The 23,124-nt window shown below is 44.8% G+C and carries 30 protein-coding genes; 3 read left to right on the top strand and 27 right to left on the bottom strand.

The window, feature by feature from the left end:
* Positions 1-3: 3 nt before the first annotated feature.
* The 24 genes from argR to LNN34_RS02965 form a co-directional block, all read right to left on the bottom strand.
* A complete protein-coding gene (gene argR / locus LNN34_RS03080) occupies positions 4-453 on the bottom strand; it encodes an arginine repressor ArgR (RefSeq protein WP_010334883.1) in 450 nt (149 codons plus the stop codon).
* Between the two features lie 96 nt (positions 454-549).
* Positions 550-1,395 carry a TlyA family RNA methyltransferase gene (locus tag LNN34_RS03075; RefSeq protein ID WP_229042691.1) on the bottom strand — a complete coding sequence of 282 codons (846 nt, stop codon included), beginning with the start codon at positions 1,393-1,395 and terminating at the stop codon, positions 550-552.
* The gene (gene dxs, locus LNN34_RS03070) at positions 1,392-3,293 is read right to left on the bottom strand and encodes a 1-deoxy-D-xylulose-5-phosphate synthase (protein WP_199397957.1); all 1,902 of its coding nucleotides are present in this window, start codon (positions 3,291-3,293) and stop codon (positions 1,392-1,394) included. Before dxs ends, LNN34_RS03075 begins: the two co-directional genes overlap by 4 nt.
* Before the next feature lie 177 nt (positions 3,294-3,470).
* Positions 3,471-4,361, bottom strand: a complete 891-nt coding sequence (locus LNN34_RS03065; protein ID WP_101864516.1) for a polyprenyl synthetase family protein — start codon at positions 4,359-4,361, stop codon at positions 3,471-3,473.
* On the bottom strand, positions 4,351-4,605 hold the full coding sequence (locus LNN34_RS03060; RefSeq protein ID WP_024122010.1) for an exodeoxyribonuclease VII small subunit: 255 nt from the start codon (positions 4,603-4,605) through the stop codon (positions 4,351-4,353). The genes LNN34_RS03065 and LNN34_RS03060 overlap by 11 nt, the downstream gene beginning before the upstream one ends.
* Positions 4,602-5,948, bottom strand: coding sequence for an exodeoxyribonuclease VII large subunit (gene xseA / locus LNN34_RS03055; RefSeq protein ID WP_059335400.1), 1,347 nt, complete (start codon positions 5,946-5,948; stop codon positions 4,602-4,604). Before xseA ends, LNN34_RS03060 begins: the two co-directional genes overlap by 4 nt.
* Positions 5,949-6,086: 138 nt before the next feature.
* Positions 6,087-6,938 carry a bifunctional methylenetetrahydrofolate dehydrogenase/methenyltetrahydrofolate cyclohydrolase FolD gene (gene folD / locus LNN34_RS03050; RefSeq protein WP_024122012.1) on the bottom strand — a complete coding sequence of 284 codons (852 nt, stop codon included), beginning with the start codon at positions 6,936-6,938 and terminating at the stop codon, positions 6,087-6,089.
* A gap of 11 nt (positions 6,939-6,949) precedes the next feature.
* Positions 6,950-7,345 (bottom strand): transcription antitermination factor NusB, encoded by a 396-nt coding sequence (gene nusB / locus LNN34_RS03045; RefSeq protein WP_024122013.1) that lies wholly within the window; start codon positions 7,343-7,345, stop codon positions 6,950-6,952.
* 263 nt (positions 7,346-7,608) lie between these two features.
* Positions 7,609-8,016: a fatty acid biosynthesis protein YqhY gene (yqhY, locus tag LNN34_RS03040; protein ID WP_059293620.1), complete on the bottom strand. Its 408-nt coding sequence runs from the start codon at positions 8,014-8,016 to the stop codon at positions 7,609-7,611.
* Between the two features lie 20 nt (positions 8,017-8,036).
* On the bottom strand, positions 8,037-9,389 hold the full coding sequence (accC, locus tag LNN34_RS03035; protein ID WP_059293619.1) for an acetyl-CoA carboxylase biotin carboxylase subunit: 1,353 nt from the start codon (positions 9,387-9,389) through the stop codon (positions 8,037-8,039).
* An 11-nt stretch (positions 9,390-9,400) separates the two neighbouring features.
* Complete coding sequence (accB, locus tag LNN34_RS03030; protein ID WP_024122015.1) at positions 9,401-9,883, bottom strand: acetyl-CoA carboxylase biotin carboxyl carrier protein; 483 nt, start codon at positions 9,881-9,883, stop codon at positions 9,401-9,403.
* A gap of 151 nt (positions 9,884-10,034) precedes the next feature.
* On the bottom strand, positions 10,035-10,685 hold the full coding sequence (gene spoIIIAH / locus LNN34_RS03025; RefSeq protein ID WP_024122016.1) for a stage III sporulation ratchet engulfment protein SpoIIIAH: 651 nt from the start codon (positions 10,683-10,685) through the stop codon (positions 10,035-10,037).
* Positions 10,686-11,375 (bottom strand): stage III sporulation protein AG, encoded by a 690-nt coding sequence (spoIIIAG, locus tag LNN34_RS03020; RefSeq protein WP_010334895.1) that lies wholly within the window; start codon positions 11,373-11,375, stop codon positions 10,686-10,688.
* Positions 11,368-11,988, bottom strand: coding sequence for a stage III sporulation protein AF (gene spoIIIAF, locus LNN34_RS03015; protein WP_044154638.1), 621 nt, complete (start codon positions 11,986-11,988; stop codon positions 11,368-11,370). The genes spoIIIAG and spoIIIAF overlap by 8 nt, the downstream gene beginning before the upstream one ends.
* A 13-nt stretch (positions 11,989-12,001) precedes the next feature.
* Positions 12,002-13,201 carry a stage III sporulation protein AE gene (spoIIIAE, locus tag LNN34_RS03010; RefSeq protein ID WP_229042689.1) on the bottom strand — a complete coding sequence of 400 codons (1,200 nt, stop codon included), beginning with the start codon at positions 13,199-13,201 and terminating at the stop codon, positions 12,002-12,004.
* Between the two features lie 18 nt (positions 13,202-13,219).
* On the bottom strand, positions 13,220-13,615 hold the full coding sequence (gene spoIIIAD, locus LNN34_RS03005; protein ID WP_081638335.1) for a stage III sporulation protein AD: 396 nt from the start codon (positions 13,613-13,615) through the stop codon (positions 13,220-13,222).
* Between the two features lie 12 nt (positions 13,616-13,627).
* Positions 13,628-13,834 (bottom strand): stage III sporulation protein AC, encoded by a 207-nt coding sequence (gene spoIIIAC, locus LNN34_RS03000; RefSeq protein WP_003153142.1) that lies wholly within the window; start codon positions 13,832-13,834, stop codon positions 13,628-13,630.
* Positions 13,835-13,856: 22 nt separating this feature from the next.
* Positions 13,857-14,372, bottom strand: a complete 516-nt coding sequence (spoIIIAB, locus tag LNN34_RS02995) for a stage III sporulation protein SpoIIIAB (RefSeq protein ID WP_024122020.1) — start codon at positions 14,370-14,372, stop codon at positions 13,857-13,859.
* Positions 14,366-15,289: a stage III sporulation protein AA gene (gene spoIIIAA / locus LNN34_RS02990; RefSeq protein WP_044154635.1), complete on the bottom strand. Its 924-nt coding sequence runs from the start codon at positions 15,287-15,289 to the stop codon at positions 14,366-14,368. Before spoIIIAA ends, spoIIIAB begins: the two co-directional genes overlap by 7 nt.
* A 75-nt stretch (positions 15,290-15,364) precedes the next feature.
* A complete protein-coding gene (locus LNN34_RS02985) occupies positions 15,365-15,646 on the bottom strand; it encodes a YqhV family protein (protein WP_010334901.1) in 282 nt (93 codons plus the stop codon).
* A 143-nt stretch (positions 15,647-15,789) separates the two neighbouring features.
* A complete protein-coding gene (efp, locus tag LNN34_RS02980) occupies positions 15,790-16,347 on the bottom strand; it encodes an elongation factor P (protein ID WP_024122022.1) in 558 nt (185 codons plus the stop codon).
* A gap of 24 nt (positions 16,348-16,371) precedes the next feature.
* On the bottom strand, positions 16,372-17,433 hold the full coding sequence (gene papA / locus LNN34_RS02975; protein WP_229042685.1) for an aminopeptidase PapA: 1,062 nt from the start codon (positions 17,431-17,433) through the stop codon (positions 16,372-16,374).
* 2 nt (positions 17,434-17,435) lie between these two features.
* Entirely contained in the window at positions 17,436-17,876 is a 441-nt protein-coding gene (gene aroQ, locus LNN34_RS02970) for a type II 3-dehydroquinate dehydratase (RefSeq protein ID WP_024122024.1), read from the bottom strand.
* An 86-nt stretch (positions 17,877-17,962) separates the two neighbouring features.
* On the bottom strand, positions 17,963-18,496 hold the full coding sequence (locus LNN34_RS02965) for a YqhR family membrane protein (RefSeq protein ID WP_044154633.1): 534 nt from the start codon (positions 18,494-18,496) through the stop codon (positions 17,963-17,965).
* 231 nt (positions 18,497-18,727) lie between these two features.
* Here LNN34_RS02965 and LNN34_RS02960 point away from each other — a divergent pair, with 231 nt between their 5' ends.
* Positions 18,728-19,681, top strand: a complete 954-nt coding sequence (locus LNN34_RS02960) for a DUF1385 domain-containing protein (RefSeq protein WP_229042683.1) — start codon at positions 18,728-18,730, stop codon at positions 19,679-19,681.
* Positions 19,682-19,720: 39 nt separating this feature from the next.
* Positions 19,721-20,116, top strand: a complete 396-nt coding sequence (locus tag LNN34_RS02955) for an SA1362 family protein (protein ID WP_044154629.1) — start codon at positions 19,721-19,723, stop codon at positions 20,114-20,116.
* Here the strand turns inward: LNN34_RS02955 and LNN34_RS02950 are convergent.
* The 3 genes from LNN34_RS02950 to lipM all read right to left on the bottom strand — a co-directional run bounded on the left by LNN34_RS02950 (position 20,113) and on the right by lipM (position 22,480).
* Positions 20,113-20,988: a patatin-like phospholipase family protein gene (locus LNN34_RS02950; RefSeq protein WP_024122028.1), complete on the bottom strand. Its 876-nt coding sequence runs from the start codon at positions 20,986-20,988 to the stop codon at positions 20,113-20,115. The genes LNN34_RS02955 and LNN34_RS02950 overlap by 4 nt on opposite strands.
* A gap of 126 nt (positions 20,989-21,114) precedes the next feature.
* The gene (gene mntR / locus LNN34_RS02945) at positions 21,115-21,543 is read right to left on the bottom strand and encodes a transcriptional regulator MntR (RefSeq protein ID WP_010334908.1); all 429 of its coding nucleotides are present in this window, start codon (positions 21,541-21,543) and stop codon (positions 21,115-21,117) included.
* Positions 21,544-21,643: 100 nt separating this feature from the next.
* A complete protein-coding gene (gene lipM, locus LNN34_RS02940; RefSeq protein WP_044154627.1) occupies positions 21,644-22,480 on the bottom strand; it encodes an octanoyltransferase LipM in 837 nt (278 codons plus the stop codon).
* A 190-nt stretch (positions 22,481-22,670) separates the two neighbouring features.
* On the opposite strand from lipM, the gene LNN34_RS02935 reads away from it, so the two are divergent.
* Positions 22,671-23,051, top strand: coding sequence for a rhodanese-like domain-containing protein (locus LNN34_RS02935; RefSeq protein WP_024122030.1), 381 nt, complete (start codon positions 22,671-22,673; stop codon positions 23,049-23,051).
* Positions 23,052-23,124: the final 73 nt, after the last annotated feature.

The following is a 23,124-nucleotide window of genomic DNA, read 5'->3' as shown; positions in this document are numbered from 1 at the left end:
CCTTTACAGCAGCTCTAGGAGCCGGCTTTTTACGCCGTCGGTATCTTCAGGAGTCCGGCAAATTATTAAAATGGTGTCATCTCCGCAAATGGTCCCCATAATTTCGTCCCAGTCCAGATTGTCCATAAGCGCTCCGATTGCCTGGGCATTGCCCGGCATGGTTTTCAGCACAATCATATGGCTTGCTGAGTCTATTTTCACAAAAGCATCCATCAGTGACCGTTTCAGCTTAGACAGCGGATTGAAACGCTGGTCCGCCGGTAGGCTGTATTTATATGAGCCGTTATTTGTCGGCACCTTCACAAGGTGAAGCTCTTTAATATCACGTGAAACCGTGGCTTGTGTCACCTTGTATCCATCCTGCTTCAGCATGTCGACCAATTCATCTTGGGTTTCGATTTCATTGCTTGTAATGATTTCTCTGATTTTGATATGCCTCTGGCCTTTGTTCATGTAAGCACCTCTATTTCCAGCTTATCTGTTCTTATATGGTATATGATTCTCCGCAAAAAGTACATGAATGCAGAAAAAAGGAATAATAGCGCCCTATTATTCCGGTACATCTGCTTTTTTTTCTTTTAACGTCTTATGTGCTTCTTCCACTATAAGGCTGATTTCCTCCTCAGGCAAACCTGCACCTTCTTGACTTTCTCCCAGCCAGTGCAAAAGAAGGAGAAATTCAATATTTCCGTCTCCTCCCGTAATTGGAGAAAATGACAGGCCTTTGCAGATATAGCCCTCGCCAGCCGAAAAACTGACCATACGCCGCAGGACATCTGCATGCACCTTCGGATCTCTGACAATGCCTTTTTTGCCGACAGATTCCCGGCCTGCTTCAAACTGAGGCTTGACAAGCGCAATACAATCGCTGCCCGGTACAAGCAATGTTTTTAAAACAGGCAGGATCAGCCGAAGTGAAATAAAGGATACATCAATCGTAGCAAACTCCGGCATGCCCTTTGTGAAGTCTGCCGGAGTCGCATAACGGAAATTCGTGCGTTCCATCACGACGACACGTTCGTCCTGTCTTAGCTTCCATGCAAGCTGATTATAGCCTACATCCACCGCGTACGACTGTTTTGCGCCGTTTTGCAGAGCACAGTCTGTAAAGCCGCCGGTGGAGGAACCGATATCAATCATAATTTTGTCCTGAACAGAGACAGGAAATTCTTTCAGCGCTTTTTCAAGCTTTAAGCCGCCTCTGCTCACATATTTCAGCGGGTTTCCTTTGATAGTCAACGGAAGCTCGCGGTCAATTTTTTCACCAGGCTTGTCCAAGCGGTTTTCATTCGAATACACGATCCCTGCCATAATGGCCCGTTTCGCTTTTTCCCGCGTTTCCGCAAGCCCTCTTTCCACTAGTAATACATCTAATCGTTCTTTCTTAGCCGTCATGATCCAATTCCTTTATGTGTCTTCGGCGGTGCCAGCAATCGAATTCTGTCTGCCACCTGTTGTTTCGTTAAGCCTATTTCTTCAAGAAGCGCCGTTACGCTACCATGTTCTATAAATCGATCCGGTATGCCCATTCTGTCGATCGGCGTATGATACATCCCCTGATCATGAGCGAATTCTAAAACCGCGCTTCCGAATCCGCCTTCTAAGACCGCTTCTTCAATCGTTAGAATCGGCAAGCCTTCATTTAGTATATCCTTCATCATCTTTTCATCAATCGGCTTAATGAATCGCGCGTTGACGACGCGTACGGAAAGGCCTTCTTTTTGCAGCTCTTCAGCAGCTTCAAGCGCCATTTCAATTGTTGTTCCAAATGTTAAGATGACCGCGTCGTTACCCGGACGCAGCACCTCCCACGTGCCGATTGGGATTGTTTTAAGCTGTTCATCCATTTTGACGCCGAGGCCGTTTCCGCGCGGAAAGCGCATGGCGATCGGACCGTCGTCATAACTGAGCGCTGTATGAACCATATGCTGCCCTTCATTTTCATCCTTTGGCATCATTAAGACCACATTTGGAATGTGGCGCATAAACGCGATATCAAATATGCCTTGATGCGTCTCGCCATCTGCACCGACTAATCCGGCACGGTCAATTCCGATAAACACATTGGCGTTTTGACGGCAGATGTCATGAACAACCTGGTCATATGCACGCTGCAGGAAGGTTGAATAGATAGCCAGAAACGGCTTCATCCCTTGTAATGCCATAGCAGCTGCCATTGTAGCGGCATGCTGCTCTGCAATTCCGACATCGAACATTCGGTCAGGAAATTCCTGCGCAAAGCCTTCAAGCTTCGAACCGACAGGCATTGCCGGTGTTATCGCCACGATTCGCCCGTCCTCACGTGCCATTCGCTGTACTGTGCCGCTGACAAGGCTGCTCCATGCAGGCGCTGCGGCTTTTGGTTTTACAAAGTCACCTGTATTAATTTTATATGGTCCGGTTCCGTGCCACGTACCGGTCGTATCGGTTTCAGCAGGTTTGTACCCTTTTCCTTTTTTGGTGATCACATGCAGCAGGACAGGGCCTTTTGTTTTTTTAGCGTATTGAAGATTCTCAATCAGCTCATGATAAGAGTGTCCGTCCACAGGGCCTAAATAAGTAAATCCGAGTTCCTCGAAAAACATGCCTGAGACAAGCATATACTTTAGGCTGTCTTTGACACGTTCTGCCGTGGCGGCAAGCTTGCCCCCAACAGCCGGAATCTTCTTGAACAGGTATTCAAGCTCATCTTTCACCCATTGATATTTCCCGGCTGTTCGCAGCCGTCCGAGCATGGAATGAATAGCACCGACATTCGGAGCGATACTCATTTCATTATCGTTGAGGATAACAATCATGTCTTTTTTCTCGTCACCGATATGGTTCAGCGCTTCAAGCGCCATTCCGCCGGTCAGCGCACCATCACCGATAATCGGAATGATAAACTCATCCGTTCCTTTAATATCGCGAGCGGCCGCCATCCCCATCGCACCGGACAAGGAAGTTGAGCTGTGACCGGTTTCCCATACGTCATGTTCGCTTTCGCTCCGCTTCGGGAATCCGCAAAGCCCTTTATACTGACGAAGGGTCTCAAATTCTTTTCCCCGGCCCGTCAGCAGCTTATGGACATAAGACTGGTGGCCTACATCCCACAAAAACTTGTCTTTCGGGCTGTTAAATTCCTTATGCAATGCAACGGTAAGCTCAACGACACCCAAATTAGGGCCAATGTGACCGCCAGAAGCCGATAAAGTCGTAATCAGAAACTGACGGATCTCATCACTTAATTTCTCTAATTCATCAATGGACATGTTTTTTAAAAACGACGGGTCCTGTATTGATAAAAGATCCAAAGCGGATCAACTCACTTTCAGCATGAATTTCTGCATTGATATATGTCTTAAATGCCGAGCTGAACTCAGATCATTTCTCAGGCATAAAAAAAGACAAACGCGCTCTTCCTTTTGATTTTCATCGAAACTGCTTACATTCTACCATATGTCGTGCAGCCGCTTCAAATAAGGATCGTTTTAGTGGTCTCTTGCCGCAATTAAATCACAAAGCTCATACAAAAGGTCTTTTTGAAGGGAGAGCCCGTCGATCAAGCGCTTTGCTTCTTTTATGTGACCGTCCAATTTCTTTTTGGCCCCTTCCAGTGACAGAAGTGACGGATAAGTTGATTTGTCGTTCGTTGTATCCGAGCCGACACGTTTGCCGATTTTCTCTTCACTGCCTTCTAAATCTAAAATGTCGTCTCTGATTTGAAAACCGATTCCTATGTGGCTGCTGAAGACGCGCAATGTTTCAATTTCTTCCTCAGGCGCATCCGCCAAAATAGCGCCGGCGATGACGCCAAAACCGAGCAGTTTGGCTGTTTTCCGTTCATGAATGGATTCAAGTTCTTCAAGCGTGACCTGACGGTTTTCTGCTTCCATATCGGCGATCTGCCCCCCGACCATGCCCTCGGTTCCCGCTGCTGAAATCAGTTCGTTCACAAGACGCAGCCGCTTTTCTGCGGATACTTCGTCTGACACATGGGACGTAATCAGCTTAAAGCTTTCCGTCAGCAGCCCGTCTCCCGCTAAAACAGCCGTGGCTTCACCAAATACTTTATGATTTGTTGGCTTTCCGCGGCGCAGATCATCATCATCCATGCAAGGCAAATCATCATGAATTAATGAATACGTGTGAATCATTTCAACAGCGCACCCGACTGGGATACCGTCTTTTTCACTTTTTCCGTACGCATTCAAAACCGCCAGCACGATGAGAGGCCGCAGCCGTTTCCCTCCGGCCTCAAGGGAATACAGCATAGATTTTTTTAATAAATCCGGGATATTAAGGTTTTCTGTATATACAAAGAGCTGTTTTTCAACCGTTTTTTTACGCTCCGCCAGAAAGCTAGCTAATTTATTTGTCACCTTCGTCTTCCTCCTGAACACTAAAAGGTGCCAGTTCGCCGTCTTCTTTTAAAATGAAGTCCATTTGCTTTTCTACTTTTTGAAGCTTTTCATGGCACATTTTTGAAAGAGCCATTCCTTCTTGAAAGTAGTTAATTGCTTGCTCCAGAGGCACATCGCCTTCTTCAAGCTTTGATACAATGCTTTCTAAGCCTTTCATCGCTTCTTCAAACGTCATGCTTTCATTTTTTTTCATGTCTGTCATTTTTCTTCCCCTCTCTTATTTAATACTTCACAGGTCAGCACGCCATCCTTCAGCTTTACCTCAAGCTGGTCTTTCTCTTCTACCTGACTGACGCTTTTTATGAGTTCATCTTCCTTATAAGCCAAGCTGTATCCTCTTTCCATAATTTGAAGGGGACTTAGCGCGTTCAGCTTGCCCAGAACGGTTTGAAACTGAGAATGCAGCTGCTTCATTTGGATATTCATATTTTTTTTCAGCTGATTCGTCTGATCCTCATACCGTTTTCTCGCCTGTTTCAGCTGTTCATGGGGATGCAGCGCCTCTAATCTGTATGTTTCGCGCTCAAGCTGTCTGCTTTTCCGGTCCAACAGCGCGGTAAGCTGAGCTTGAAACTGCTGGTATGCAAGGTCAAACTGCTGCTCTTTTTGCTCAAACAGCCGCTTAGGAAAGCGAAATGCATATGAGGATTGAAGTGTTTGAACCCGTTCTTTTTTTTGGATGAGATGCTGCTGCATCGCTCTTGTCATTCTGACTTCCGCCGTTTTCGTCCGTTCCATTAAATCAGTGGTATGGGGCACTGCAATCTCAGCTGCTCCTGTAGGTGTCGCCGCTCTGATATCCGCAACAAAATCACTGATGGTAAAATCCGTCTCATGCCCGACTGCCGATATGATCGGTATGTTGGAGGCAAAGATCGCACGCGCTACGATTTCTTCGTTAAACGCCCACAGTTCCTCAATCGATCCGCCGCCTCTTCCGACAATTAATACGTCGCACGCCTGTTTTTCATTCGCCTCTTCAATGCGCCTAACGATTGATCTGCTCGCATTTTCACCCTGAACGAGCGCTGGAAGAACAATGACTTTTACAAGGGGATATCTTCTTTTTAGAGTTGTAATGACATCTCTGACAGCAGCACCTGTGGGTGATGTCACAACCCCGATTGTGGCTGGAAATGCGGGGATTTGTTTTTTGTAGCGTTCGTCAAATAAACCTTCTCCGGCTAGCTTCTTTTTTAATTCTTCATACGCTAAATAAAGCGCTCCGACCCCGTCAGGCTGCATTTCTTTTGCATATAATTGATAGTTTCCGCTCGGTTCGTATACGGAAATTCCGCCTCTCACCAGCACTTTCATACCGTTTTCAGGTTTAAAAGGAAGACGCTCGCTCTGTCTGGCGAACATGACCGACTGCATCCGGGCGTTTTCGTCTTTTAACGTGAAGTAAATATGGCCTCTCGTGTGTATCTTTACATTCGATAATTCGCCTTTAATCCAAATATTTTCAAGGTGAGGATCTACATCGAATTTTCGTTTTATATACTTTGTCAGCGCTGAGACAGTAACATACGCTGTTTCACCCATGTCTCAAACTCCTCTCGTAAGCATTCCTGCACCATAACTAAAGAAAACCCGCTCTGGCTTAAGGAGCCTGAAGAAGCGGGTATCGTGCTCATTATCCAGAGGCAGGGTTTTAGCCTGTCTCTGAATATCTCCAAAGATCTATGATAACGTACGTTTCGCAGATTTAACAGTATTATGCGCAAGCATCGTGATGGTCATAGGACCGACTCCGCCCGGAACAGGTGTAATAAAGGATGCTTTTTCCTTCGCACCTTCAAACTCAACGTCTCCGCAAAGCTTTCCGCTTTCCAAACGGTTAACGCCGACGTCAATAACGATGGCGCCTTCTTTCATCTGGTCAGCAGTGATGAAGTTGGCTTTACCGACCGCCACCACCAGGATGTCCGCTTTTTTCGTATGTTCAGATATATCTTTTGTTCTTGAATGACAGTATGTCACTGTCGCGTTTTCATTTAATAAAAGCTGGCCGACAGGTTTACCGACAATATTGCTTCGGCCGACTACAACAACCTCTTTACCGGAAAGGTCAATATTGGTTTTCTTCAAAAGCTCAACAATTCCGTGCGGCGTGCAAGGAAGAAATGTATCTTCGCCTAGCAGCATTTTTCCTACATTTAACGGATGAAAACCGTCTACATCCTTATCAGGAGAAATACGTTCAATCACCGCTTTTTCAGAAATATGGTCTGGAAGCGGAAGCTGAACGAGAATTCCGTGAAACTCAGGGTCTTCATTGTATTTGTCAATAATCGAAAGCAGTTCAGCTTCTGTGAGGCTGCTGTCGAATTGATCAAGCTTAAAATTCATGCCCATTGTTTCTGCTGCTTTTTTCTTTCCCCGCACGTAAGAATGAGAAGCTGGGTCATCTCCAATCAAAATAACCGCCAGGCCGGGAGTGACGCCTTGCTTTTTAAGCTCTTCTACTTCTTTTGCCAATTGTTCGCGTTTTTCTTTTGCCGTTTCTTTTCCGTCGATGATTGTTGCAGTCATTTTCTTTCCTCCTATGATTGTTCAATATCAGATTTAATGTTAGAAAGAACCCCGTTTACAAATTTTGTCGCTTTGTCATCACCAAACCGTTTCGCCAGCTCAATCGCTTCGTTCATGGAGACATTTACCGGAATGTCTTCGGCATATGCCATTTCGTATGCTGCCAGACGCAAAATAGCACGGTCAACATTGGCAATCCGGTCAAGCTTCCAATTCACCAGATGTTTCGAAATCATTTCATCCAGCTGAACCTGGTGTTCAAGTACACCGTATACAAGCTTTTCAAAGAAAGGATCTGTCTTTTCTTCATCTAATGCGTGTTCAATGGCTTCATTCACTGCAATATCGCTGACATCAATTTGAAATAGTGCCTGCAAAGCTTTTTCTCTTGCTGTTCTTCTTTTCATTTTCTTTCTCCTTTGATCCTCTTTATCCGCTTGTCGTTAAGCCATAAAGAGATCATAACATATTTTTTTCGTATCCGCATATTGAAATCAAGGTTTTTCGACCCTATTACCGAATATTTTTACACACCTTCATATGATCATTCGGATTTCACGATCATGAAGAAATCGGCTGCCTCGAGCCGGCTTTCTTCATGCTTTGAAATAAAGGGTAACGTGTAAAAAAACCAAAGGGCCGCCCTCCCCTTGGTTTTCTGTTAAGCCATTTACATTTCTTCGTCGATTTCGACTTCCTGGGCTTTTGTGTCAAATTGAATGCCGACGATGTGAATATTGATCTCGTTAATTGAAAGAGACGTCATATTTAATAAGGTTTGACGAATGTTTTCCTGAACGGCCGCAGCGACTTTCGGAATGGAAACGCCGAATGCGACAACACAGTAGACATCGATCGTAATTCCGTCATCCGCCAAGTCGACTTTTACGCCTTTGCCGTGGTTTACTTTGCCGAAGCGCTCGACGACCCCTGTCGCAAAGTTCCCGCGCATTTCAGCAACGCCGTCAACTTCAGAAGCTGCGATACCCGCAATCACCTCAATGACTTCCGGCGCGATCTCAACCTTACCTAAATGCGTGTCTTCCTGATCCATTTTAAGCAAGCTGTTGTCTTTCATTCAATTCACCTCCGTAAAAATTATGAGCCCATTACATCATATGTTTCTAAAAACTTCGTATTAAACTCTCCGCTGACAAATGTTTCGTGTTCAAGCAGTTTGATGTGGAACGGGATTGTTGTTTCTATGCCTTCGATGACGAATTCGCTTAATGCGCGCTTCATGCGGGCAACCGCTTCATCTCTCGTTTTTCCGTATGTGATTACTTTCGCAATCATGCTGTCGTAGTACGGAGGGATGGTATAGCCCGGATACGCGGCTGAATCTACACGAACACCTAAACCGCCCGGCGGCAGATACATTTTGATTTCACCAGGTGACGGCATGAAATTTTTGCTAGGGTTTTCCGCATTAATTCGGCATTCGATGGCCCAGCCTTCAAATAGAACATCTTCTTGTTTGAGGGTGAGTTCCATTCCTGATGCGACTCTGATTTGTTCCTTAATCAGGTCTGTTCCTGTCACCATTTCTGTGACTGGATGCTCCACTTGAATTCTTGTGTTCATTTCCATGAAGTAGTAGCGCTGTTCTCTGTAGTCATAAATAAATTCAACTGTTCCCGCGCCTGTGTAGCCAACTGCTTTTGCAGCCTTAACCGCTGCTTCACCCATCTGCTCTCTGATTTCTGAATCAAGCGCAGGAGATGGTGATTCTTCCAAAAGCTTTTGAAGGCGTCTTTGAATCGAGCAGTCGCGTTCGCCCAAATGAATGGTATTTCCATAATTATCGGCAAGCACTTGGATCTCAACATGACGAAAATCCTCTATGTATTTTTCGATGTAAACTCCAGGATTTCCAAATGCAGTTGCAGCTTCCTGCTGAGTAATCTTAATGCCGTTAATCAATTCCTCTTCGGTGCGCGCAACCCTGATTCCTTTTCCGCCTCCGCCTGCGGTGGCTTTTATAATTACAGGATACCCAATTTCATTAGCCAGCGAAACCGCTTCTTCCACATTTTCTATAATTCCTTGTGAACCTGGAACGATCGGCACGCCCGCCTGTTTCATCGTCTCCCGCGCAACGTCTTTTGTTCCCATTTTTGAAATGGCCTCAGCGCTAGGTCCGACAAACGTGACATTCACTTCTTCACATAATTCCGCGAAGTCGGCGTTTTCAGCTAAAAATCCGTATCCCGGATGAATAGCGTCTGTGCCGGTAAGCTTGGCGACACTTACGATATTTGTAACGTTTAGATAGCTGTCTTTTGATGCTTTCGGTCCGATACAAAAAGCCTCATCAGCCATTTGCACATGCAGGGCATCTTTATCAGCTTCTGAATAAACAGCGACAGTCTCAATGCCGAGCTCTTTGCAGGCTCTGATGATTCTGACAGCAATTTCTCCTCTGTTGGCGATCAATAGCTTTTTTATCATGTTAAGTCTCCTTACTCTGCTTTTACAAGAAATAGAGGTTGTCCATACTCAACCAGCTGGCCGTTTTCAACTAATACTTCAACGATTTCGCCTTTTACTTCCGCTTCGATTTCGTTGAATAGCTTCATTGCTTCCACAATGCAGACAACTGTGTTTTCATTTACTTTAGAGCCTGCAGTTACATAAGGACCGGCTTCCGGTGATGAAGAAGCATAAAATGTTCCCACCATCGGCGATTTGATTTGATGCAGGTTTTCATCTTGTTTCGGCGCCTCTTGTGCAGGTGCCGGCGCTGCTTGCTGCGCTTGCGGCTGTGCCGTTTGCGGAGCCGCTGCTTGTACAGGTGCTGCCGGTGCTTGCTGCATCACTTGCACTGTACCCGCTTCGTGTTTTTTCAGTTTTAGGGAAACACCTTCATTTTCATATACGAATTCATCAATTGAAGATTCGTCAATTGTTTTAATCAGCTCATGGATTTCTTTAATATTTAACATTCCATCGCACTCCTATGTATTGAAATTTCTTTTTATAGGTTACTACTAAAAGTACATACTATGTTTATCTTACAGGAGCGGACTTTTGAATTCAACTCTAATATGATTGGCATGCAAAAAGCCCGCGTTTCGGCGGGCGGTTGTTCATTAACTATTTGGAAGGCTCAAATGTGACAGCAACGTCTTTCATCGTTTTAATTTCTTTGGCAACAAGGTCTATGATGGCTGTAGCTTTAGATTTGGAGTGTTTGTCAGACTTGACCGTGATGTTGATTTTGTCTCCTTCCGCATTTACGAGGGCATCTTCATAGCCTTGTGTTTTAATCAGTGTTTCAAGCTGTTTTTCTGTTCCTTCCGCTTCACTGAGGGCTGTCATTTTATCATATGCTTCGCTCTTTTCCTTTGCTGTTGCATCGTCGCTGGATACGATCGCATTCAGTTCTTCCCTTTCCTTGCTTCTGGCGTCCTCTAAATCAAGGCGGTACGTTGTGAAGAGATCATCATCGGCGGTTTCGGTCACAACTGTTCCTTTTTCACTCGCTTCAGCGGAAGTTTCTTTGTCTGATGAAGAATCTTTCGTCCCCTTTGTTCCGTCTTCTTTTTCTGTTTCAGCACCGTTTTTTTCCTTTGTGTCTTCCTTGGCAGGTGTTTTTTCAGTTGCTACCTCACCGCTGTCAGACGGGCTTTTTTCACTTTGCATCTGCACCGCGTTTTTACTTTCCGGTGACATGATATAATAAACACTTAACACCACAACAAGACTGAGCATTGTTAACAGCCAAACGGTTTGTTTTTTGAGCATTTATGAATCCTCCTTTATTTTTTTAGGGGCAACCGCAACCCGGTGGCTTGGAACATCCAGGACCCGTGTCACCGCTTCAATAATGGTTTGTTTTATTTGAACGTTGTCCACTCCTTGAGCAACAACGAGTACACCGCGTATGTCAGGTTTTTTCGTTTGAACCACAACAGGGGTTTCTTTATCCCCATTCCTGATCATGACGATTTCTTCCTCTGATGTTTGATCCGTCACACTTCTAGTTCCGCCTTCTTTGTCTGTTTCTTCAGTTGTTGTATTTTTGCTTGATTTGTTTTTTTCATAAACCTTCAGTGACGTTGCGTCTACATTGACCACAACCGAGACATCCTCCACGCCGATAATGGTTTCAAGAATTTCTTTCAGCTGGTTTTCATATTCTTTTTCATAATCGCCAATAGAGTTTTTAGGATCATCAGATTTAGAGGCTTTAAACACCTCGGCTGTTTTCTCTTTGCTGTCCGCCGAATCAGCTGATGCCGGTGCTGTTATGGTCTGGGCGTTTTCCGTTTTCTCCGGTGAAGAAAAGAGCTGACTGACAAGCATAAAGGAGACGCCGAGAACAAAAACGAACAGAAAGTAATGATATTTGGTCAGCTTCGGTTTTTCGCCGTCCTTCGATTGCCCCGGAAGAAACTGCTTTTTCAATACGTTCCATAATCCGTTTTTATTCATTGCCGATCCTCTCCCCGCCTTCCATATGAACCGTAATTTTCTCACTGCCGATTTCCCAAATGTCCGCAAGCTTTGTCTCAATCTGTTTTGCTTCTTTTTGTTCCGCTTTTTCTTTCGTGACGTATGCATGATCCGTATTAATGTCGATCGGCGCGACCGTTTGGACCGTTTTTTCAGAAGACGGGGCCATATACACGCTGATTGTTTTGATATCCTCTTCTGAATCTACTTTTTCTCCTGCCGTGATCTTGATTTGGTCTACTTTATATTCGTCATGACTGAACATCTCCTCCGCTTTCTTTTTTAGTTGGACAGCCATTTCTTCTAAAATATATGCGCGCTGGGAAGCTTGTATTTCTATTTTTTTTGAATTGATCTGATTTTTTATTTCGGCAGATTCCGATTGCCCGTTTTTTGTGAGGTATTCAAAGATGACTTCGGGGTCTGTTTTGAAAAGCTTAAAGATTGGAGTAAGCATGACGACGATCAGCAGCAGGCTGACTACCATTTTTGCGTACTTTTGCATGCTGGAGCTCGGCAGCAGCATATCAATGACGATTGCAAATAGGATAAATAAGACGATGCTGGTAAGCCATTCAGTTAAAAAACTCATCCGTCAGCCTCCTTTATTTCATCATCATCGTGAGGTTTCCGGCAGTAATAATGACGGTAAGGCTTAAAAAAAACATGAGAGACACAATAGCGAGAGCCGCAAAAATATAAATGACGCTTTTGCTGATGACATCGAGACAGGTAATGACCGGACCGCCGCCGAGCGGCTGGAGAATCGCGGCTGCCAGCTTGTAAATAAAAGCGAGAGAAAGCACTTTGATTGCCGGGAAAGCCGCAATACAAATCAAAATGGCGACACCCAGAATTCCCACCGTATTTTTCAGCAATAAGGAAGCGCTGATCACTGTATCTGTTGCGTCAGTAAACATTCTTCCAAGAACAGGAATGAAGTTGCCGGTAATAAACTTAGCCGTCCTGAGCGTAATGCCGTCTGTCACTGCCGCCGAGGCACCCTGCACAGAAATGACGCCGAGAAACACAGTGAGAAAGACTGCCAGCGCTCCGATGGCAATATTTCTGAAAAGATTGGACAGCTGCGTTACTTTGTATTGTTCAGTCATTGTACTGACGATGCTCAGAATCGCCGATAAGAAAATCAGCGGCATGACGATATTTTGAATCAGCAGACCGCTCGTATTCATTAGAAAGAGAATAACAGGATGAAAGAAAGCCGCAGATACAGCTCCTCCAGAGGAAGCCAATAGTGCCAGCAGGAGAGGAATGAGAGCCAAAATAAAACTGGTCATCGTCTGAATCGCCTCTGTCGCATAATTGATCGCTACATGAAAGCTGTTCAGCGCCAGGATTATCAGCACCATATAAACAATTGCGTAGGCAACCTTGCTGACTGTGCTTTGCTGAAATGCATTTTGCAGAAGCTGAAGAATGACGCAAAAAATCGTCAGCAAAATCAACGTGCCGAGAAGCTTTCCATTGGCAAGCACTTCATGAAACAAATAAGAAAAGAGAGCCTTCAGCCATTCTTGCGGTGAAAAGGATTTATCGCCGTTTATAAACTCAAGCAAACTTCCTTTTTGACTTTCCGGCAGAAGCCCGCCGTACTCCGTCATTATGTCATTCCAAAATTCACCGATCTTGTCTGTTTCAAGCGACTCTGCCGTTTTTTCAGCCAATTGCTCCGGCGTTTCGGTATGTTCTTCTGTTTGGGTCGAATCGTCTGCTGCTTGTACAATTTCTGTGCAGCCGAATACGAGCAGCACCGCAAGAACCAACGCCCATCGAAAACGCTTCAATCTGCCGCCTCCTTTCGGTTATGACATGGAAGGTATAAGTCCGAGAATCGTTTCAATAATCACGGTTAAAATAGGAACAGCCATAACGAGAATCAGAATTTTCCCCGCCAATTCTATTTTCGAGGCGATGGCCCCTTGACCGGCATCCTTGGTGAGCTGCGCCCCGAATTCAGCAATATAAGCGATTCCGATAATCTTTAAAATCGTTTCAACATATACCATGTTGACATTGGCGTTAACGGCTATTTTTTCAATCATTCTGATAATGTCGTAGATTTGATCTACCAAATAGAGAAAAATAACACATCCGGCAAAGACGACAATTAAAAAGGCAAATGTCGGCTTTTGTTCTTTTACGATCAAAGAAAGGAAGGTGGCGATCAGCCCTAAACCTACAATTTGAACAATGTCAATCTGTAAGCCCCCCTATCCTTGAAATAAAAACACAGCTTTTATCTTTTTAAAGAGGTCATCCACAATAGTGGCGACCATAAATAAAATATAGATAAAACCTAACAGCGTCACCCACTGGGCGTATTCTTTTTTTCCCATCTGATCCAAAATCGTGTGTAAAAAAGCGACCACGATTCCCACTCCGGCGATTTGAAAAATGACATTAACGTCTACTCCCATTTTATTTTTGCTCCCCTCACGTTTACATCAATAGAAGAATGAGTAACAAGCCCGCTAAAAAGCCTAAACTTTTTATCATCTTTTCATTTTTCGCTTGGGCCTGCTCAGCATCCGCTTCCGATGCCTCTAAGTGTGTAAGTGCCAGCTTGATATGTTTTTGCTGTGAGATTCGATCGTGAATCCCAAGCGTCTCGCCGAACTGCTTCAGCACATCATATTCGGCTTTTTTCAGCGACATGTTGTCCCACACTTTTTTTAAGCTTTGCTCCCATGCCGTTTTAGCGGAATCACTGCCTTTCTCCAGCTGTTCGCTAAAACTGAGAAACAGAGCCGAAACAGGCTGTGCAAGCTGTTTTGCGATCTGCTGCGAAGCGGTGTGAAGCGGTGTATGGCCGTACATAATTTCCGCCTCAAGAGATTGGAGCGCGGCACGCAGCTGACGGATTTGCCTTGGCCGTTCTGTATAAATTTTCGCCGTCTCGAAACCTGTCCATGTTGTCGCAGCTACAATGAATACAGCGCCTAACAGCTTCAGCATGTTTTCACGTCCCTCGTTCCCGAAAGCACGTTTCCGTCTTTGTCATAAATACGGCTTACCGTGCCCGGTCCCTTCGTTCTGGATAATTCCAAATAGCGGTCAAAGGCTTTTTCTTCCCACAGACGCTTTAATGAAGGCCGCTTCATCAGATCAGAAATACTCCAGCCATGCGCGGATACAATGACCGAAACACCGGCATGCAGCGCCTCGAGAAGTGCTTCTGTATCCTCCGTTCTTCCGATTTCATCAACGATTATCACCTCGGGACTCATTGACCGGATCATCATCATCAGCCCCTCAGCCTTCGGACAGGCATCTAACACGTCAATTCTCTGTCCGAATTGATGCTGCGGAATGCCGCGCAGGCACCCGGCAATTTCCGACCGTTCATCGACAATACCTGTCTTTACGGGCGGAATCCGGTTCTTGCCGCTGCTCGCAAGTCTGGCAAGATCCCGAAGCAGCGTTGTTTTACCGGTTTGGGGCGGACCGATAATCAATGTATTCAGCCAGCCGTTTTGATGCAGATAAGGCAGCAGCGGTTCTGCAATTCCAAGCTTTTGCCGGGCAATTCGTATATTAAAAGAAGCAATGTCGCGGAGGCCCTTCACCCCTCCGTTTTCTGTAATGACTCTGCCTGCAAGTCCGACTCTGTGGCCGCCCCTGATGGTGACATACCCTTTCTTCAGCTCTTCTTCTAGCGTATACATACTATAATTGCTCAGCCGGCTGAGGATCAGGTGGGCATCCTCGGCCGTGCCCGCATAGGACAAAAAAAGAGGTTGTCCTTTTCGTATCAGTTCAACAGGGCGGTTAACCCGAATTCTGATTTCTTCGATTTCCAGCCATTGATGTTCCGGTATTTCAGAAAGGGCGTTTTTCATGGATTCAGGGAGAACGTCAGCAATTTCATTCAACAGAGTCTCCTCCTTTCTACCGATCGGCTTCTTTAAAATGTATGATGTGAGGCAGACTTTATGACAAGGCTCTCTTTATTTGTGGACACCCGCTAAAATCAACACGACACCCGTAAAAATCAAGATCAGTTTTGCATATGACAGCTGCCCGGCAATTTGGTAGATTCCCACAGTCATGGTGATGATAAAAATCAGCGGACCGACAATAGCAAGAATGCTGTTGACCACAACCGCTTTGCGGACATCATTTGTCACAAGCATCACAATCGCGGCCGTCAGCTCGATCATAGAGGATAAAACTCGCAATCCGGCCATTGTCAAAACAGTAGAATTGATATTTCCAAGAAAAAATTTCATAGCACTCTCCCAACCTCCCATTTTTTTATATGATATGCTCTAGCTGTCGGAAGTAGTCTTGCCATTTTCGTATAAAAGAAAGATTCTGTTTTTGCGCACAAAAAAAGCCAGCTCCCAATTGGGAACAGGCCTCTTTTTTCTCCTTACGCTCTTGAAACGTAAGAACCATCTGATGTGTTGACTACAAGAGTGTCGCCTTCATTGACAAAGAACGGCACGTTTACAACAAGACCAGTTTCGGTTTTCGCAGGTTTTGTACCGCCTGATGCCGTATCACCTTTAATACCAGGTTCAGTCTCTACCACTTTCAGCTCAACCGTGTTCGGAAGTTCGATACCGAGTGTTTCATCTTGGTACATCATGATGTGTACAGACATATTTTCAAGCAGATATTTTAATTCCTCTTCAATTTGAGTTTCACTCAGTTCAAGCTGTTCATATGAACTTGTATCCATGAATACGTGCTGGTCTCCGTTTGCATATAAGTATTGCATTGTTTTTGTTTCGATTTGCGCTTTTGCCACTTTTTCACCAGCACGGAATGTTTTTTCCTGAATCGCGCCAGTACGCAGGTTGCGAAGTTTAGAACGGACAAATGCCGCACCTTTACCCGGTTTTACGTGCTGGAAGTCAACGACGCGCCAAATGCCGCCATCCACTTCGATTGTTAATCCTGTACGGAAATCGTTTACTGAAATCATGTTTAATGTCCTCCTATATTCCAATCACAAAATAATGAGTTCTTTTGGGGAATGGGTAATTGTCCGGTTGCCGTTTTCTGTCATCACGATGTCATCTTCAATTCGGACACCGCCTGTTTCTGGTATGTAAATGCCCGGCTCCACTGTAACCACCATGCCCGGTTCAAGGGTAGCTGAAGATCTGACGGACAGCCCCGGCGACTCATGAACTTCCATGCCGAGCCCATGCCCGGTTGAATGGCCGAAGTACTCGCCGTAGCCTTTTGCAGCGATATGATCCCTTGTCAGGGCGTCAGCCTCTTTGCCTGTCATGCCCGGCTTAATATGTTCGACGCCGAGTGCCTGAGCATCAAATACGACCTGATAAATTTCTTTCAATTGATCACTAGGCTGGCCTACAGCGACCGTTCGGGTAATGTCAGAACAATATCCTTTATAGTAAGCGCCAAAATCCAGCGTAACAAGATCCCCGCTTTCAATCAGTTTGTCACTTGCCACTCCATGGGGAAGGCTTGACCGAAGGCCCGAGGCGACAATCATATCAAAAGAAGAGCTGTCCGCTCCTTGGCTTCTCATATAAAACTCCAATTCATTGGCAACAGCTATTTCAGAAATGCCGGGTTTCATAAACGTCAAGATATGGCTGAAAGCATCATCTGCAATCTTCGCAGCTTCCTCTAATATCTTAATCTCTTCATTAGACTTAATCAAGCGCAACTTTTCCACGGATTCAGCCACAGGCACTAATTCAGCCTCACTGATAACCGCGTTGTAAGACGCGTATGTGCCGTAGGTCATACTGTTTTGTTCAAAACCGAGGCGTTTGATGCCGAACTTTTCAATTGTGTCGGCAGTGGTTTGAATCAGGCTGCCGCCGTGCTCAATGATTTCAAAGCCCTTTACCTGAACCTTGGCCTGCTCCGTATAACGGAAATCTGTAATAAACGCAGCCCTGTCTCCGGATATGACAGCTAAGCCCGCTGACCCTGTAAAACCGGTCATATAGCGCAAATTGATGCTGCTTGTAATCAGCATTCCGTCTATCCCCAGCTGTTCGAACAAGTTTCTTAATTTCTCAAGTTTCATCTTTATTCTCCCCCTTGCCGGCTTAATAAATAGCGAACAGCAAGCTTGTAGCCTTCTGATCCGAGGCCGACAATCTGCCCTTTCGCAACAGGAGCGATCACTGACTGATGCCTGAATTCTTCTCTGGCGTATAAATTTGATAAATGCACCTCAACCACAGGAGGGCTGATGCTTGAAACAGCATCCCTGATGGCATAGCTGTAATGGCTCAGCGCGCCCGGATTCAAAACAATTCCGTCATATTGTTCCTCAGCCTCGTGTATGGCGTCTATCAAATCGCCTTCATGATTAGACTGGAAAAAAGTAAGCTGAATATGTAAGGCTTCAGCAAATTGAAAAAGATCTGTTTCAATATCTGTCAGTGTGTGACGCCCAAATACATCCGGCTCACGCTTCCCCAGCCGATTGACATTCGGGCCGTTCAAAATCAAAAAATGAGGCACATGGCTCTCTCCTTTTCGCGAGGGTTTCTCATGTAAAAATGTTCACTTCTCGTGAACATTTTATCATAACAAAAAAGGATAATACACTATTCTCTCTGTGTTCCCAGCGCACGTGCCAGCTTTTCCGAGTTCAGCTCATTATATTCAAATGAAATTGAATATCCGACAAACAGACCGTAAAGCAGATAGATGCAGATCGTTGTAATAATCGTATCTGATTTCAATTCAGTTACGGCGCGCACATCCTGGAAAATCGGATTAAACACAAAAAACACGAGCAGCCAAAGCAGCAAGCCGTATAACATACCAGGCCACATCGTTTTCAAGCGTTTCAAGAGAAGATAATAAAGAAACGCCCCGCCAATCGAAATGATGCCAATCACAATGATGCTGATAATCGTTCCTAAACCATGTTTTTTCCACTCTCCGAGTACAAACGGCTGCAATATCATATTGGGGCTGATTTCGGAAAAATGAAATAAGTAGGCGATATAACCGACGAAACTCCATAATACGCCTCCGCAAAAACCCGTCGCCGCTACCCTGCCGCCCATTGGCACAGGCGGTCCCTGATTCTCTTTTGTTTGTTCGTTTTGATCTGTATTTTTTTCACTAGTCATAACGGCCACCTCCTTGTTAAAGTGTGCCCAAAAAATGAAATGTCAATAAAAAAGCTCACACATTTTGACAGCAGCGAGTAAAATTTGAAAATAACGGGTATACTGCATGTAGAAAAAGCAAGGCTCTGGCAAATTTTCAGCCCGTCAATCTAGAGGTTTCGCGCTGTTTCCTGTACAATAGAGTGAAAGGAAATAGTTAGCAATCCTAAAGAAATAGGCAGGTTGATGAATATGTCAAAACATAAAATTCCGCCCGTTTACGGCGGGCAGGCGGTTGTGGAAGGCGTTATGTTTGGCGGAAAACACAATTACGTTACGGCCATACGAAGAACAGACGGAAGCATTGATTTCTTCAAGCTTCCCCGGAAACACAATCCGAAGCTGAACAGGGTAAAAAAAATACCATTTATAAGAGGGATCGCCGCTATTATTGAAGCGAGCGCTAACGGCACAAAGCATTTGAATTTCTCGAGTGAACGCTACGGACTTGATCCGTCTGAGGACGAGACGCTTAAGGAAGAAAAAAAAACCTCGGGGCTGTCAATGTATCTCAGCCTTGCAGTGATCGGCGTCTTATCATTTTTGTTCAGTAAATTCGTATTTACATTGGTTCCTGTTTTCTTAGCTGAACTGACAAGACCGGTTTTTCCAACGGACACAGCGCAAATCGCAGTTGAAAGTCTATTCAAACTGATTTTGCTGCTCGGTTATATTTATTTTTTATCCATGACACCGCTGATTAAAAGAGTGTTTCAATATCATGGAGCCGAACATAAGGTCATAAACTGTTATGAACAGAATTTGCCAATTACTGTAGAGAACGTTCAAAATCAATCACGGCTTCATTACCGCTGCGGGTCCAGCTTTATTTTATTTACCATTATTGTCGGTATGTTTGTATACTTGCTTGTTCCGACAGATCCGCTTTGGTTGCGTGTTATAGATCGTGTCGCTCTCATACCGGTTGTACTTGGGATTTCCTTTGAAGTGCTGCAGCTGACAAATAAAGTGCGTGATATTCCCGGTTTGAAATGTCTCGGGTACCCGGGCCTCTGGCTTCAGCTGTTAACGACGAAAGAACCTAAGGATGACCAAGTAGAAGTTGCAATCGAAAGCTTTAACGAGCTTCTCAGACTCGAAGAAAGATCTGAACAAAAAGAGCAGCCCTCTCACAACGTCATCTAATATCCGTTGCCCTGCTATTACTTTCGGAGGTGGACAGTTATGAATCATCGTGTACAACCTATTATTGCTGTATTAATTGCGCTGGGAGCGTTCGGTTTCCTCTATGTGCTGGTAACCAATCCCGGAGAAATGGCAAAAATGGCGATAACCGTCATCTTGGCAGGTATCATTATTTATTTTATTGTGAAATATGTAATGAAGCGAAATACTGGCAGTGAAGGAGCGGCTTTTAAAAAAGCGGCCAAACAATCGAGGCGCCGGCTGAAAGAACAAAAAGCAAAGCACCGCGCCGGGCATAAAGGCCGGGTGAGCCATCTGCGAAGCGTTCCGAGCGCCAGCAAACCTAAGCCGATGATTCTCAAGAAAAAAAGCCAGACGCAGCTGACTGTCATAGAAGGCAAAAAAAATAAAAAGAAAAACAGAGCGCTTTTTTAATAGGTCCACTGCTTTAAAAACTGCTCTGTCCGACTTTTACCTAGCTCAATCAGGGCTAGTTTTTTTTGTTGTGTTAAATGAAATTCGGTCGCCATCACGTTGTCAACCGGAAGAAAAATGATATTTTGCTCATAGCGTGACGCGATATGTCTTGCGTCATGCGCATCCTTCATCGTTTCAAACAGAGCGCCAAACAGTTCAAAAGCGTTTCCGATATTTTTTTTCGGCCGCTCCCTTTCATTCGGCGCAAGCGTCACACCGATAACAGGTCGTTTTCTTTCTTTAGAAAACAGCCATATGGGAAAATTGCTTAAAACGCCCCCATCCACTACGGTGGCAGTTCCTGTATCTGTTTTTAATTTTATTGGTTCAAAAAAATAGGGAATGCTGCAGCTCATTCTTACCGCTCTGGCAACCGGAAACATATCCGGATTTAACCCGTAGCGGACCAAGTCATCCGGCAGCACGATCATTGTACCGTTTGTCAGATCCGAAGCGATGAGCCGCAAAGAGCCTTTTTTCAAATCGCCAAAGACGCGTACGCCTTTCGCTCTTAAAAGGTCGGCGATCCACTTTTCTAATGTGTCTCCTTTAAACAAGCCCAAACGCCAGTAAATGGACACCCATTGGAGCATTTTTAAGGGGAGAAATGAGTATCGCTGGTCCAGCAGCCTCTCTCCGTCCACTTCTTCAATCAAAGCGTGAATTTCCTTGCTTGAATAACCTGATGCAATAAAAGCGGCAATAACGGCGCCGGCGCTTGTGCCGGCAAGCCGCGCAAAGCGGAAGCCTTTTTCCTCAAGCGCTTCATAAGCGCCGGCAAGCGCCACGCCTTTTACCCCTCCGCCAGAAAACACACCGTCAATATACATCCCATACCCTCCCCCTCCATCCAATGGTTTACTATCATTTTAAGAAAAAACGCGAAGAAATAGACCAATGAATGAAGCAGGGCGCATTTCATCAAAAAAAGGCGGCCTCCTTTGAGGCCCGCCTTTTTACTGATTATGATGTTCTGTTTTCTTTTGGATTGATTTCAGCTCTTTTTTACGCGCATCGTCTTCTTCAAAATATTGAACAAGATCACCGATGCGATCAATGCTGTTCCAGCTTAAATGATGCTCGATTCCTTCGACATCGTTATATATTTTCTCTTCATCAACACCAATGATTCTTAAAAACTGCTCAAGCAATTCATGTCTGTATACTAGCCGTTTGCCTATTTTCTTTCCTTTAGACGTTAGCACGAGACCGCGATATTTTTCATAAATTAAATATTCGTCTTTATCTAGTTTTTGAACCATTTTTGTTACAGAGGAGGGGTGGACTGCCAATGCTTCCGCGATATCAGAAACCCTTGCATATCCTTTTTCTTCAATCAGCATATAAATCTGTTCAATATAATCTTCCATACTTGGTGTCGTCATCGAAACCCTCCCAAAAAGCACCTTAACTTTATAAATCATTACAAGTTTACACTAATGAACTTGAAAAAACAAGGATGCTCTGCAGGCCAAAAAGCCCTTTTTACCGCTTATAATTCCATTCATCAGAAGCATATTTTGTTTCTGCCAAGTCCTGAACAAAATCAAGCTCTTCCTGGGATAATTCGTACGGCTCCAAGTGAATATTCAAACCGGTTTCAAATCCGGATTTAAAAGCCTTGCGTGCATCCTCCATCGTCACCGGGTGATCGGTGAGTTCATTAATCGCAACCGCTTTATTTTTAAAATTGCGCTGCATCCGCTCTCTGACTCTTTCACTCGGATACAAAAACAGATCAAACAGCTTGTCCTCATCCAAATCAAGCAGAATGGAGCCGTGCTGAAGAATGACGCCTTTTTGTCTCGTTTGCGCGCTTCCCGCCACCTTGCGTCCCTCGACAACGAGCTCATACCAGGACGGCGCATCAAAACAAACGGAAGAGCGCGGGTTCTTTAAGCTTTCTTTTTCTTTTTCGGTTCTCGGAATGGCAAAATAAGCGTCCAGACCAAGATTTCTAAAGCCTTGGAGTATGCCTTCTGAAATAACCCGATATGCCTCGGTTACAGTCGCCGGCATTTCCGGATGATCCTCAGAAACGATTACACTGTATGTCAATTCCTGATCGTGGAGCACCCCTCTTCCTCCGGTCGGTCGTCTGACAAATCCAAGATTATACTTATGTACTGCTTCAAAATTGATTTCCTTTTTAATATTTTGAAAATAACCTACAGAAAGCGTCGCCGGATTCCAGCCGTAAAAACGGATGACCGGAGGAATTTTCTTTTCACTGTGCCAATATAAAAGCGCTTCATCAAGCGCCATATTGAAAGCCGGGCTTGCATTTCCTGAGTCTATAAACCGCCAAGTTTCTTTTTCCATTTTGAGACCTTCCTTACCGTTTTAATAGAATCAGTTTAACAAACTGCCGGGAAAATGAAAAATATTTTAGTTCCATTATGGATGACAATCGCGCCGTGCTTTACTATAATAGTATTTGTCGAAAACGTCTCTATGCCCTTGTTTAAAGAAGCAGGGTTTTGATTTTATACGTTAAAGGAGTAGAATCACATTGTCTAATATGATCGTTTTAATTATTTTTGCTGCGTTTATCGTCTATATGATTGCTTCATATGTCTATCAGCAGCGAATTATGAAAACACTTTCGGAAGAAGAATTCCGCGCTGGTTACCGCAAAGCGCAGCTTATCGACGTTCGTGAACCGAATGAATTTGATGGCGGACATATTTTAGGCGCCCGCAACATTCCGCTTTCTCAGCTGAAACAGAGAAAAAATGAAATCCGGCCGGACAAGCCTGTCTATCTGTACTGCCAGAACAGTGTCCGCAGCGGACGCGCGGCACAAACCCTGCGCAAAAACGGCTGCACTGAGATTTATAACCTTAAGGGCGGCTTTAAAAAATGGGGCGGAAAAATCAAAGCCAAAAATTAAAAAAACAGCTGTCTGATATGGGACTGACCCCCGTTTTTGAGACAGGGATCAAAACACCTTTTATACAGCCAAT

The sequence above is a fragment of the Bacillus sp. AF23 genome (genome assembly GCF_020861455.1).
GTDB lineage: Bacteria > Bacillota > Bacilli > Bacillales > Bacillaceae > Bacillus > Bacillus halotolerans.
This window is presented reverse-complemented; position numbering and strand designations above follow the sequence as displayed.

Coding starts and splice junctions, on each gene's coding strand:
- accC (WP_059293619.1), bottom strand. CDS start 9,389: ATGATAAAAAAGCTATTGATCGCCAACAGAGGAGAAATTGCTGTCAGA.
- LNN34_RS03060 (WP_024122010.1), bottom strand. CDS start 4,605: ATGACAGACATGAAAAAAAATGAAAGCATGACGTTTGAAGAAGCGATG.
- LNN34_RS02950 (WP_024122028.1), bottom strand. CDS start 20,988: ATGTATATTGACGGTGTGTTTTCTGGCGGAGGGGTAAAAGGCGTGGCG.
- nusB (WP_024122013.1), bottom strand. CDS start 7,345: ATGAAAAGAAGAACAGCAAGAGAAAAAGCTTTGCAGGCACTATTTCAA.
- mntR (WP_010334908.1), bottom strand. CDS start 21,543: ATGACGACACCAAGTATGGAAGATTATATTGAACAGATTTATATGCTG.
- LNN34_RS02955 (WP_044154629.1), top strand. CDS start 19,721: ATGAATCATCGTGTACAACCTATTATTGCTGTATTAATTGCGCTGGGA.
- LNN34_RS02965 (WP_044154633.1), bottom strand. CDS start 18,496: ATGACTAGTGAAAAAAATACAGATCAAAACGAACAAACAAAAGAGAAT.
- xseA (WP_059335400.1), bottom strand. CDS start 5,948: ATGGGTGAAACAGCGTATGTTACTGTCTCAGCGCTGACAAAGTATATA.
- LNN34_RS03075 (WP_229042691.1), bottom strand. CDS start 1,395: ATGACGGCTAAGAAAGAACGATTAGATGTATTACTAGTGGAAAGAGGG.
- efp (WP_024122022.1), bottom strand. CDS start 16,347: ATGATTTCAGTAAACGATTTCCGTACAGGATTAACAATCGAAGTGGAT.
- lipM (WP_044154627.1), bottom strand. CDS start 22,480: ATGGAAAAAGAAACTTGGCGGTTTATAGACTCAGGAAATGCAAGCCCG.
- spoIIIAB (WP_024122020.1), bottom strand. CDS start 14,372: ATGCTGAAGCTGTTAGGCGCTGTATTCATTGTAGCTGCGACAACATGG.
- argR (WP_010334883.1), bottom strand. CDS start 453: ATGAACAAAGGCCAGAGGCATATCAAAATCAGAGAAATCATTACAAGC.
- spoIIIAC (WP_003153142.1), bottom strand. CDS start 13,834: ATGGGAGTAGACGTTAATGTCATTTTTCAAATCGCCGGAGTGGGAATC.
- accB (WP_024122015.1), bottom strand. CDS start 9,883: ATGTTAAATATTAAAGAAATCCATGAGCTGATTAAAACAATTGACGAA.
- spoIIIAG (WP_010334895.1), bottom strand. CDS start 11,375: ATGAATAAAAACGGATTATGGAACGTATTGAAAAAGCAGTTTCTTCCG.
- papA (WP_229042685.1), bottom strand. CDS start 17,433: ATGAAACTTGAGAAATTAAGAAACTTGTTCGAACAGCTGGGGATAGAC.
- spoIIIAF (WP_044154638.1), bottom strand. CDS start 11,988: ATGAGTTTTTTAACTGAATGGCTTACCAGCATCGTCTTATTTATCCTA.
- LNN34_RS02960 (WP_229042683.1), top strand. CDS start 18,728: ATGTCAAAACATAAAATTCCGCCCGTTTACGGCGGGCAGGCGGTTGTG.
- yqhY (WP_059293620.1), bottom strand. CDS start 8,016: ATGAAAGACAACAGCTTGCTTAAAATGGATCAGGAAGACACGCATTTA.
- spoIIIAH (WP_024122016.1), bottom strand. CDS start 10,685: ATGCTCAAAAAACAAACCGTTTGGCTGTTAACAATGCTCAGTCTTGTT.
- LNN34_RS02985 (WP_010334901.1), bottom strand. CDS start 15,646: ATGAAATTTTTTCTTGGAAATATCAATTCTACTGTTTTGACAATGGCC.
- folD (WP_024122012.1), bottom strand. CDS start 6,938: ATGACTGCAACAATCATCGACGGAAAAGAAACGGCAAAAGAAAAACGC.